9 protein-coding genes are annotated in these 12,482 nt (G+C 37.6%); all 9 read right to left on the bottom strand.

Annotated elements, in window-relative coordinates; all coding sequences use genetic code 11:
- Nucleotides 1-82 precede the first annotated feature (82 nt).
- The gene (locus AC2S94_RS04620) at nucleotides 83-427 is read right to left on the bottom strand and encodes a hypothetical protein (protein WP_484630341.1); all 345 of its coding nucleotides are present in this window, start codon (nucleotides 425-427) and stop codon (nucleotides 83-85) included.
- A gap of 52 nt (nucleotides 428-479) precedes the next feature.
- Entirely contained in the window at nucleotides 480-2,165 is a 1,686-nt protein-coding gene (locus tag AC2S94_RS04625) for a glycoside hydrolase family 5 protein (RefSeq protein ID WP_484630342.1), read from the bottom strand.
- A 264-nt stretch (nucleotides 2,166-2,429) separates the two neighbouring features.
- Nucleotides 2,430-2,792 (bottom strand): hypothetical protein, encoded by a 363-nt coding sequence (locus AC2S94_RS04630; RefSeq protein ID WP_484630343.1) that lies wholly within the window; start codon nucleotides 2,790-2,792, stop codon nucleotides 2,430-2,432.
- A 113-nt stretch (nucleotides 2,793-2,905) separates the two neighbouring features.
- Nucleotides 2,906-5,032 (bottom strand): hypothetical protein, encoded by a 2,127-nt coding sequence (locus tag AC2S94_RS04635; RefSeq protein ID WP_484630344.1) that lies wholly within the window; start codon nucleotides 5,030-5,032, stop codon nucleotides 2,906-2,908.
- Between the two features lie 61 nt (nucleotides 5,033-5,093).
- Nucleotides 5,094-6,950 (bottom strand): Calx-beta domain-containing protein, encoded by a 1,857-nt coding sequence (locus tag AC2S94_RS04640; RefSeq protein ID WP_484630345.1) that lies wholly within the window; start codon nucleotides 6,948-6,950, stop codon nucleotides 5,094-5,096.
- A gap of 74 nt (nucleotides 6,951-7,024) precedes the next feature.
- Nucleotides 7,025-8,665 carry a sulfatase family protein gene (locus AC2S94_RS04645; RefSeq protein ID WP_484630346.1) on the bottom strand — a complete coding sequence of 547 codons (1,641 nt, stop codon included), beginning with the start codon at nucleotides 8,663-8,665 and terminating at the stop codon, nucleotides 7,025-7,027.
- Nucleotides 8,662-10,404 (bottom strand): endo-1,4-beta-xylanase, encoded by a 1,743-nt coding sequence (locus tag AC2S94_RS04650; RefSeq protein ID WP_484630347.1) that lies wholly within the window; start codon nucleotides 10,402-10,404, stop codon nucleotides 8,662-8,664. The genes AC2S94_RS04645 and AC2S94_RS04650 overlap by 4 nt, the downstream gene beginning before the upstream one ends.
- The gene (locus AC2S94_RS04655; RefSeq protein ID WP_484630348.1) at nucleotides 10,394-11,827 is read right to left on the bottom strand and encodes a sulfatase; all 1,434 of its coding nucleotides are present in this window, start codon (nucleotides 11,825-11,827) and stop codon (nucleotides 10,394-10,396) included. Before AC2S94_RS04655 ends, AC2S94_RS04650 begins: the two co-directional genes overlap by 11 nt.
- Before the next feature lie 21 nt (nucleotides 11,828-11,848).
- A complete protein-coding gene (locus AC2S94_RS04660) occupies nucleotides 11,849-12,478 on the bottom strand; it encodes a porin family protein (protein ID WP_484630349.1) in 630 nt (209 codons plus the stop codon).
- Nucleotides 12,479-12,482: the final 4 nt, after the last annotated feature.

Below are 12,482 nucleotides of genomic sequence, written 5' to 3' on the forward strand. Positions count from 1 at the left end.
GATTGTTTACTCTTCTGAAATATAATAAAAATGAAAAAAGGCAGCTATTACAACTACCTTTCTCCTAGTAAAAACCTAAACTTTAATCTTCTGAATCGTCTTTTCCAGACTTTCGTGCTTTCATTTGTTCTTTGGTAAGAACTTCTTTAAATATCTGCTGCATGTACTTTTTATTCGCTTCTTTCATTTCTTTTTTATCAGCACCATCTTTTTTGAGTTTCCTGGTTTCCATGATCCTTTTAACCTGAAGATCATAAATCCTTTCTCGTTGTTCCTCATTCAATGCAAGGCTGGCATCACCGGCAACAATTTGCGAATTCAATTCTTCTACTTTTTCCTGAGCTTTTTCTTTTACTTTGTCATTCTGGGAAAAACCTGTAGCCATCATCCCGATAGCCAGCAACAGGGTAAAAACTAATTTTTTCATTTTTTTTTTCTTATTAAGTGTAAATATTCTTCGGTCACACCTTTCTGAGGTGTTAATACGAATTCAAATAAACTACCTCCATAGATCTAACATTATAGCTACCAAGATCCCTGGTGGTAATATCCAAAACCTGAGAGTTCCCGGTAAGGTTATCTCCATCATAAACAGTAACCTCATAATCGAAAGGCACCATTACTGAAGTAATATTGTTCATTCCCATAGAGCTGAGATCTGAAGAATTATAAGTCCCTACAGCCAATCTTGCGGAATCACCAGTATAATCAGCCCCGGCATATATAGCGGCCTGATCTGGATCTAAAATAGCGTCTCTAACCGGAATACCTGCAACATCGGTAGTACGGTTTAACCAGGAATTGGTTTCATAATCGTAATATTTATTACCGGCATTTACCGAATGAGGAATATTATATTTTTCGAGTGTTCTGGTCATAAAGCTTGCAAAATCCACCTGTTCTTCAACTGAATACTCGTTTTCCTTGTTATAATTTCCAGCCATCCAGGCTCCAACCCAGCTTACGTGTCCGGTTTCATTCATCCATTGCACAGCAGTTTCAATTGGTCCTGTTACATTTTCTCTCTCTTCTGCAGTACTACCATCTACCCAGTATTTTTTACTCTGACTTTTCTTAGGTCCAGCCGCATACAAATGCCATTCTGCCATCACATAAGGATCGTCACCACCAGGAATTTCAAGAAATTGCAGATATTCCGGATTAGAAATACTTACCGGCGGAAATATGATGTTTCTGGTGGGATTGGTTGATCGAATAGTGTCATACACATCTTCATAGAAACTGTTCATGGCTGTGTAGTCTTCTTTATACCTCCCTGAAATTTCCACAAGTACATTAAATCCTAATTCCGGCCCAAAATCTTTTAACTCATTAGCCATATTTCCCCACCAATTAACAAGATGTTCTCTTCCATCTTCATCTGATGTAGCTGTTTCTTCAAGATAGTGACCCTGATAGGCAATAATTGGATAAATCCCGTTATCAATACTCTGAGAAATCTGGTTTCTAAGATCTGTAATAAATTGTGCATCAGGATTCTCTTCATTCATTCTTATACGAACATTGGTAAAACCAGCATCCGCAAAATCTTGCGGAACCTGAGAAGAATAAAGTTCCATGTACTTGTTGAATTCAGACCAGGTTACATCGAAACCTACGCCAAGCTCTGAAACATATTCTGCCGCCGTAATCGCATCGGGGTCGATCAATGTTCGATTTTCATAACAAACCACCTGCACGGTTAAACTACTTTGCTCGTAAGAAGTAACATTTACAGAATTAGGCAATGGATTCGATACAAATTCTGAAAATTCTGAATCTGTTGGTGCGATCCAGATCTGTGTATCGTTTTCATCATATACCGAAAAATGTACTAACTGGTAATTTCCAGGAGCAAGGTCTAAATTTTCAGTTTCAGAATCTGAAGCAAAATCAACTCTTTGAGGATTGGCAATGGATCCTACATTTTCTGCGCCGGTTAGCACTACTTCCGCATATGAAGGTGTATTTTCAGAACAATCTGGTAAATCTGCAGTGCTTTGTCTATTTAAATTTGAAGAAGTTAATTCGATCTGAAATTTGAGGCTTGTATTGGTATCGGGAAGATTTTCTTCTTCTGAAGTACAAGACGTTATTGCGAGTAACAGTAGTGCAATATTCAGCTTTAAGAACAGGTGTTTTAGCTTTTCAGATCTTAATTTCATAATTGTATTGTTTATTGAACCAGTGCCTCTTTAATCTTATACACCATATTTCGAAACAGGCCTATCTTAAATTGATTTCCTGCATTTTAAATGCATAAATAGCAAGAAATTTATGGTGTTCTATTCTGGAGTTTGGATCAGGACCTCCAAAAGACCTGTGAATCTTAAAATTATTACAAAATTAATTCCCCTTTGCAAACTCTTTACACCATCAAGTGTATTATGGAAAGGGGAATTATTTTTGTTTAACAGCTTTTATCAAAATTAGCTGTTCTTCATTATTTTTTTACCCTTACGCTTAGCTTTGCGCTGCTCTTTTGAAAGAATATCTTTATTGATCTGCTTGTTATATTCTTTGCTGATCTTCTTTCTTTGTTTGTCGAAATCCCCGCTTTTTTCAGGGTAATCATCCTTCAAATCGTTGATTTCTTTTCGCATCTGAGCATAGAGTTCTTCAATTTTAGCTTCCTGATCATCAGAAAGTGCTACATCAGCATTTCCCGCTTCTATCCATTCTGAAAGTTTCTCCATTTTATTTTCAGCCTTTGCTTCGGCTTTTGGAGATTGACTGAAAGCAGAAATGCTTACGGTTATCATTAAAATTAAACTCATTATTATCCTCTTCATTCTTCTAAATTTTTATGATTATTATTCAGTTAATTATGAAACCCACGGCCCATGGTGGGCCGTGAATTCATATATCTTACTTTTAAACTTTTCAAGTAAGAATCTTGAAAATTCTATTGATTCGCAACTCGAATATTATCAAGTCTCCATCTAGTTGCATTATTACTAGCATCAAAAGCTCCTATAGTCGCTTCATGTCTAAACGCTACGTAAAAATCACCAGAAACATTAATTGACTGAGTAATTCTTCCAAACTCCTGTCTTCCAGGACCTGAATTGTTTTGATCATGAGTTTCAAGTAAAGTCCAAGTTCCATTATCAAAAGATCCATTTGAATCTTCAGAATAATACACCTTTAGGGTTGAAGCATCAGAACCAGCAGACTCGGCAATATCATAAGTCAGATTATAAGCACCACCGGTAGAAGTTGTGAATAAAGGACTCACAATCACATTATCGACAGTTCCGGCTGAAGTTGCCCCTCCATCGTCTTTATTTACATAACCTCCCTGAAGTCCCCATGTGGAAGAACTTGTAACATCAGACTCAGCGGCAAATTTATCATTACCTGTAAGTGAAAATGTAGTGCTTTCTGGGTCCGCAACCGTTGTTGCTGCCAGAATTTCATTCATATAGTTATAAGTCTGAACATTATCATCTGCAGTAGATGATTCGAAGCTTTCGAAATAGGAAATAACATCATCAGATTCACTTCCGGTATCTCCGCCTCCAGTAGAATCATCGGCCTCTACCTGGATGTTATCAATTCTCCAACGTGTACCTTCATCAGCAGCGTCAATTACAGCTCTAAATCTAAATGCGACATAGAAATTACCTGACGTGCTAACAGTAGCAAATCTTCTCTGGAATTCCTGACGTCCAACACCATCTGCAGTTAAATCTTCTTCTGAAACCTCATCAATCATTGTCCAAGTTCCGTTTTCGAAAGATCCATCAGAATCATCAGAAAAATATACCTCAACAGAATGATTGTCATGACTTTTTATATATCCAACATCATAAGTTAATGTATAGTCTCCGGCAGTTGCTTGAAATGCTGAAGTTTTCACCACATTGTCAACGGTTCCGTTACTAGTTTCAGCGGCATTATTTACATATCCATACTGGATACCGTATGCTGTTTCAGTTACAGTTGCATCTGCAAGAGTTGGGAAGGTGTTTTCCAGTAAACTTGCAGTTCCTGGCTCAGTCACAGTTTCTCCTGAAAGATTTTCAGTCGAGTAACCAAAGTCGGCTAAAGTTGATTCTGCTGTAGCAGTATTAAAAGTTTCTGTGTAAGGTATAGCAAAAGAACCGCCGGTAACTCCACCGTCTCCTCCACCAGTATTTCCTCCGCCTGTTCCAAACAAGTCTGGGCTATCTGTAGAAGTACATGCATCTCCTTCGTAGAAAATATAAGGGTCAATGTTGGTTTCACCATCATGAAGCGCTTTAACATCAGAATCAGTTATTACTCCGCTTCTAATAACAGCACCATCCATAGAAATTTCAAAATAATACTGGTCTTCACCATCTAGATCTGGAAGTGCCATACAAAGAGCTTCTCCAGGTGTGTTTGCCATATCCATATAAAGAAGACTTCCAGTATCGTCGCTACCTGAATAAACTGTTGTGCTAAAACTAGCATCACCAGCACCACAAGTATTTCCTGCAATACAAAATTCAATTGCTGTATGAGGATCTAAAGAAAAGAATAGATTTCCAAATTCATTCAATATTCTGTTTTCAAAACATAAAACGTCTACGCTCACTTCGTTGTCTACTCCAGACAATACCTCAAATGAAAGAGGCAGTGGTTCTGGTACAAAATCTTCAAAGTTTCCAGTTGATGGAGCGATCCAAATTGGATTATTTTCAGCATCATAAACAACAAAATATGTTAGAGTATAATTTCCAGCAGGAATATTGGTTAACTCATCATCTTCTGCGGTAATAAACTCTCCTCCTGCATCTACAAGATCTACTCTGTAAGGTGCAGCTACCGAACCTATGTTAACCGGACCGGTAACAATAACGTCTACGTATGCAGGATCTGCATCAGAACAATCAGGCAAATCTTCAGGAGCCCTGTTCTGGTCGTTCATCATTTCATTTAATACAGCGCTAAAGCTTACTGTACCAGTGTTCTCATCAGCCGCATCATCATCCTTGTTACAGGAGGTAAGAGCGAAAACTGTGAACGCAATCAATGCGATTTTTCCTAGTAATCTGTTCATCATTAAATTTTTAGTTTATTAATTGTTTTAGCGTAGGTTATAGGTTAATTGATAGATTTTTAAATTATTCATCGGAAATTCTAATATTATCGAACCTCCATCTGGTTCCATCATCGCTAGTATTTGCATCTCCAATTACTGCAGTTATTCTTATTGCAACATGAAATTTTCCTGAAACCGGTATAGTTACCGTTCTTCTATCAAAAGCATTACGGTCTGCACCCATAGTCGCTTCTGTAAAGCTTTCAGCCATAGTCCAGTTTCCATTACTAAAAGAGCTTCCATCACTATCAGTAGAATAATATAATTCTACAACAGCCGAAGAATTTGGTTTTGAGTAGCTGGCATCATAGGTGAAACTATAAGAACTACCATCATCTGCTCCTAATTCTGGAGAGATCACAACATTATCTATACTACCACTGGATGTTCCGTCTGTTGTTTTATTCACGTAACCCATTTGAATTCCCCAATCTGAAGTTGCATTCACGTCGTCTGCATCTGAAAATTTTCCATCCGCATTATTCAATGAAATCGAAGAACTTTCAGGCATTGCCACTGTTGTTGCTGAAGACACCTCTGATGCATATCCAAAATCTGATAATTGAGGCTCTGTCAAATCCTCAGCACTCTCAAAAGTTTCCAAGTAACTGTATGCTGCACCACCGGAGTTCTCGGTTTCGTCATCCTGAATGGTAAATGTGAATGTAGAATTATTTGGGTCTATCTGAAGGTCGCCACTTGCATTTGCAATATTCAGAATAATCGTTTCATCACCTTCTTCTTCTTCATCATCGATCAATTCTAAAGTAACTGAAGCGCTCGTTGCACCATCTTCCAAATTAACAGTTAAAGGATTTGAGGTGTCCCCATTCAGATAACTGAAATCTTCTCCCAAAATAGCCGTTGAGGAATTGCTATAATTAATTTCAAATGTTTGATTTCCTACAGCAGGTTTAGATAAATTGATATTTAAAATTACACTGCCTGAATTTTCAGCAGCCATATTTGCATTACTTGCATCAAAGCCAAGACTTGCAAAAGGCGATTCATCATCTTCCAGTATTGTAACAGTAGCTATCGAACTTTCTCCGATTTCAATTTCTCCTGAAACTTCCAAGATCTGAATATTGAACTCTTTATTATCTTCAAATTCCTCATTATCCAGTGCAATTACCCTTAATGTTGCAGAATCGGCATAAGCTTCTACATTCAGCGTAACTTCACCATCTTCGTTAGCTCCTTCAAGGATATAATCTTCACCATAAATAGCATCACCTCCACCGGCAACTACTTGGATCGTTCCACCATCTGTGGATAGGTTATTGAAAGCAATTGGAATGTCAAGTGTGTCATTTTCTTCAACTTCATATTCAAGTGGATCAAAACTTACTTCCGCAGTCATTCTTTCTTCATCATCAAGAAATATGATTTGTAAAAACCTGTTTTGCCCGAGCTCAAAATTTTCAGAAGGATTGGAAAGCCTGATCTCGATCTCTCTATCCTGATTTAGTATAGTATTATCAATAGGAGTAATGTTGAAAAATTTTGTGGTTTCAGATTCAGCAAAAATCAATTCGAATGTTTCCCCTGGTTGATCTAGCGTATAATCTTCACCCAAAATAGCTCCTTCAAGGCTTACCGTTACCGAACCACCAGAATGATATCCGTTGTCCAGATTGACTGGTACTCTTATAGGATCTGGTGAAGATTCTACAATTCTATAGGTCTCATCCGAAAAGAAAACTTCGGCTCCTCCTGCGTCACTTAGAGAATCATCGTTACCACAACCCAGGATCGTAAAAAACAATCCAAAAAGGAAAACCTGAAATGCTATTTTTTGAGTGTTCATCATCTTGCTTTCCCAAATGTGGAAATTAATAGGAGAAATAAGGTTCAATAACTGTCTGAGATGTTCCATAATTTGTCAAATTGAGATATAATGAGGGGTTTGAGTATGTTTTTAGTATTAGAAAGTGAAAAAATTGACGATAATTAGTTCGGCTGAACTACAACGATTTCGCTTATTTGGTATCCTATTCGTTCAGCACGCAGGAATAATTTTTCCCCTTTTTCAAGTTTTAAAGGTTCGGTATATAATTTCCAATTTGCATCGAATCCTATATCCGGATTTTCATTTTTAGAAATCAGATATACGATTGATGAACCTGGAGTAGATGAACTAACCGAATATTTATCATTTTCAAATTTTACTTCCGGTGCCTTGGTCAAGGGTTGCTCTCCATCAGGCCACATTAATCTTATCAATTTGTTTTCCGGCATTTGTCCCAGATCCTTATGCTGAAATAAATATTCGTGTAATATTTCTCTATGCTTTTCCAGCACTTCCTGCATTTCTGGCTTTTCGGAAATATCATTGACGTTATAAGGATCAGACTTTACGGCATATAGTTCTTCTTTACCTTTAGTTGAAAACCATTGTTGTTGAATAGAATCCAGTTCATTATTATCTCTCATTTTTATCAATTTGGGCATCATGGGCACCTGCATTCTATAGGAAATATCTTTATAGCGCGTCTTTTCTGGATAAAAGTTGAAGATATACAGGTAATCCTTCGTTCGAATTGCCCGCATTCTATCGGTTACTTCATCAAAACGGTCTGAAGTTCCTAGAACAAAATCCCTCGGATTAGTATCAAATTCACCGGCAAACGCCTTTCCATCTAAATATTCAGGAGGTTGTATCCCGGCCAGGCTTAATACTGTCGGACCAAAATCTATCGCCGAGATCATTCGATCTGTTTTTCCTGTTTTTCCAATTCCCTTGATCATAAACGGAATTTTTAATCCGGAATCGTAAATCGCTCTTTTCTCCCTGGGAAGTGGCCCACCATGATCACTGTAGAAAAAGATGATGGTATTATCATAAAGTCCATCTTCCTTCAACTGCGCAATAATTTCTCCTACTTTCTGATCCATTATTTCGATATTACTGTAATGCCGGGCAATGGTTTTCCGAGTTTCAGTATTATCAGGAAAATAGGGCGGCACCGTAACATCTTCCGGTTTTACCTTGAGCGGTTTATCGCTGTATTTCCATAGTTTACTTTCGTGCGTATCATCGATATTAAAAACAGAAAAGAACGGTTGACCATCCTCCTTACCTCTCCAGTGCGCATCCCGCCCATTTTCATCCCATGAAGAAATTGGTGCTGCAAACTGGTAGTCTGTTTTAGGATTGTTTGTGCAATAATAGCCTTCAGCTCTCAAGTACTCCGTGAAGGTTTTTACTTCAGAAGGAATTACTGCTGAATACTGTCTAATAGGATTGCCTTCAATATCTGTTCTATCGGTTTCTTCATATTCGCGAGAACCCCAGGCAATCACATCTTTTCCGGTACGCATGTGCATTGTACCAATACTAATTGGCTGCATCCCTGTGATAATCGCCGAGCGTGTGGGTGCACAAACGCCTACCACTGCAAAAGCGTTATCGTACACAAGACTTTCTTTAGCCAGGGCATCTAAATTTGGAGTTTTAGCAGTATTATCTCCATAGATTGGCAGATCCGGACTTATATCCTCACAGGTGATCCAGAGAATGTTAGGTTTATCATTTTGAGCTGATGCCGTTTGAATGGCAAATAAGACTAAGATCAGTTTGAAAATTCTCATAATCCGATATTAATAGTTTTTGGTCCTCCTGGTTTTATTTCGAAAGTTCCAGTCACTTGCTTATTTCCCTGAATGGTCACATATTCGTAGGTGCCATAATAACCTCTTCCCTCAATTTTCCCATTTTCAGGTTCAGCAACAAAAGTTGTATTGAATTCGTTCGCCATCAGTTTATAAAAAGCCAAACCCATGGCTCCTGGTTTCCAGTCTTTATTGAAAATATCCACTTTCCCTTTCTGATTTTCCTGAAAGCCCCAAAAAAGAAATTCAGAAACATTAGGATGAGAGAAAGCCGCAATAATAAAGTCACGGGTATATTTTTCACGAATTTCAGGATCTTCGATATCCATGGTGAATTCAGAAATACTGATTTTTTTATCCAATTGAGCGTAGAAATCAAGGATCTCAAGCACTTTCTCGGGAGTAGTAAGGTCTGAGCCTATATGACTCTGAATTCCGATCCCATCCACCAAACCATCGGTTTTTTCATCAATTCTTTTAATGAAATCGTAGTACCACTGTTGTTTCTGCTCATCCAGTCCGCCTTTACTAATGATTCCATATTCATTCGTAAAAAGTGCAGTTCCCGGATCCAATTTATTGGCAATCTTAAAACCATCGTATAGAATATCTTCAGAACCGGTGATATTTTGTAAATCTTTATTGGTATAAACTTCATTCACCACATCCCAGTTATCGATTTTTCCCTTAGTTTGAGTGATGATGTCTTTAACATGAGAGGTGATCATTTCCCTGATCTTTTGAGGATCATCCTGATTTTGCTCATATTCATCTGTCAGATATCGGAATCCAGGCCAGATCAAAACATGACCTTTTATCTTAATACCTTTTTCTTCAAGCTTTTCTATTGCTTTTAGAGTGATCTCCCGTCGTCTTTTTACATCCCAACGTTTTATCTTCAGATCGTTCTCGAAAACTACCTTATTGAAACCCTTTTGAATATATTCCAGCATCTTTGGATCTTCTAAAATAGCATCTGCTCCAACTGCTGCACCCCAAGAAAAATCATGGTTAATTAACCTTATCTGAACCGGGTTTTTTATTTCAGAATTCCCTTTTTTATTGAAATTAAGGGTGAATTCTGTAGTTCTATGTTCCTTAATACGTTCAAAGGCTTCTTTTCTCCATTCGGCATCATCTTCCATTCCCGCATAGGTTATCTGGGTTTTAGGAAGACTTTCCAATGATTTGTTGCCGAAATATTCAAATTTCAGGTCTTTGATCTGAAACTTCTGTGGACGGTAACCATACTGAATAACGAGCCCTAATTCTTCAGCTTTGGTGTTCTTACTCAATTGGAATGGAATAAAATATTCTTTCCACTCACCACTAAAACTTAAGGTATATTCCAGGTTGTCCTTGTAACTATCACTCTGCTTCAGGATCCAGTGGGTACGGGCTTCTCCTGTTTCAATTTCCGATGAAAGGGTTTTAGCTTTGAAGGATACCAGGAAAACCTCGTCCTTTTTGAAATCCTTTCTAGCTTTTAAAGGAATACGGGTTGATAATTTGTAGATGAATTGAGGCTGTTCTGTGGTTTCAAACTCCAATATTTGCTCCTTTTCATTCTCTAATTTCTGGACCTTTCCAAAGGGGCCTTCGCTGGGACTTAGATATTGTAATCTATCCTGCTTAATAATATCTTCGCCTTGCTGTGCAAGAGAAGGCTTTGAAATAAGTATTAAAATTAGTATGTAGAGTAAATTTCTAATCTTCATTAAATTCCTTTTTCCAATTATTCAAGTTTTTATGCAAATCCTGAACGAGATCAGGATGTGCTTTACTCAGATTATTCTGTTCTCCTTCATCATTTTCAAGATCATAGAGTTCTATTCTATTTTCCTCATAAAAATCAACCAGTTTCCATTTACCAGATCTAATAGCGGAAGCGTTGGATTCTCCAGTATTCACAGGCCGGGCTTTATCTGAATGCCAAAAAACCGTTCTATCTTCCCAGGTTTCCTCATTTTTTAGGACAGGTAAGAAACTCTTTCCATCAACCGCTTCAACTTGTTCACCACTCACGATATCTAGTATGCTGGGTAAAATATCCATCAGCATCACGATAGACTTTTCCTCTTGACGAGGTTCCAATTCATTTTTCCATTTTACAAACAACGGAACACGCACACCTCCATCATATAACCAGCCTTTTCCTGCGCGCAGCGGATAGTTGGAAGTAGCAAGATTTCTTTCTTTAAGTCCGTCATTACTGAGTCCGCCATGATCTGAAGAGAAAATAATGATGGTGTTATCTTCCAGTCCAAACTTTTTCAGAAAGTCCAGAAGTCTACCCACATTTTCATCCATATTTTCAACCATTCCCGCGTACTGAGGATTATCCTGCCTCATTTTGGTCCTTCCGGTTCCTTCGGAAATATATTCAGGAAGATCTCCAAAATCATGAGATGCAATTTGCTTCTTATTCCTTTCGGCATCTGCCTTCTTAGCTTCTATTGGCTGATGTACGGCATAATGATTTAAAGCGATGAAAAATGGTTTTTCAGAGTTCTTTTCAATATGTGCTATCACCTGATTAGTTAAAACATCGTTGAGGTAATCTCCTTTTTTACCAACCTCATCCACATCGGGGATCGGTGTTTTATTCGATTTTACATGTTCTTTACTTGGCTTATTGAAAGGGTAGAAATAACTGATGGGCGAGCCGGCTTCTCCAGCTGCGAAGGAGTAATCAAACCCAAACCCTTTTGGACCGTTCACTCCCGATCCCAAATGCCATTTTCCAAAGAAAGCCGTGTGATACCCAGCCGCATCGATCTTTTTAACCAGGTTTTTTTCCTGAGGGATACTTCCCAATTCAAATCCGTCATCGGGAACTCCATCGCCGGTAATTGGCCAGGTAGCTGTTATCATAGCATACCGCGATGGCACACAGCGGGGGAAATTTGCGTAGGCATTCTCAAAAACCACAGATTCTGAAGCTAGCTCATCAATATTTGGAGTCTGATAAATCTCTGAACCATTCACGCTTAGATCGTGGTAGCCAAGATCATCGATGTGAATCATGATGATATTTGGTTTTTCAACTATAGCTTTTTTCTGAACTGGTTGTGAATATGTTCTGCAAGCTTCCAATAGCAAAACCAATGAAATCACGAGGATATTGAGAAAAACTTTCATAGAGGTTACTTTTTAAAATTTTTATAATTCATATTCTAACCCTAAATTCAAAACAGAAAATTTTATGTCGTAAAAATCTGATACCTGTAAACTGTGTGAATATCTGGTATTTATAGCAAGCCGTTTCGACAATTGATAACCAATTCCTATTCCCAAGGCTACTTCAAAATTTTTAGCTTCATTAAAAGAATCTAAATAAATTTCATCTTCAACTACAGACTCTATACTTTTCTGTACCCTACTAAAAGTATATCCAAATTGAGGACCGGCCTCCAATACAATTTTGGAAATTGGCCTATATCTCGCCATTATAGGAATTAAAATATTATAATCATTTACATTAGTCTTTATACTCCCAACTCTAGGAGCTTCCAAATGATCTCTTACTTCAATATCTTCAATGGAAAGCCTGGATCCCTGTAAAGAGAATAGAATTTCTGGCTGAACAGATAAATTTTCAATAATTTTAAAATTGGAAAAGCCTCCCAAATAAAACCCAGGTTTTCTTTCCTGAAAATCAACTCCTGGAGTTATATATTTTGAAAAATTCCCTCCTGCTTTTATACCAAATTCCCAACGTGAATTTTGGGCAATTGATTTAGAAGAGAATAACAGTCCAATACAAATCGTTATTAAAAATTTAATTTTCATATCA

The sequence above is a fragment of the Christiangramia pacifica genome (assembly GCF_057221535.1).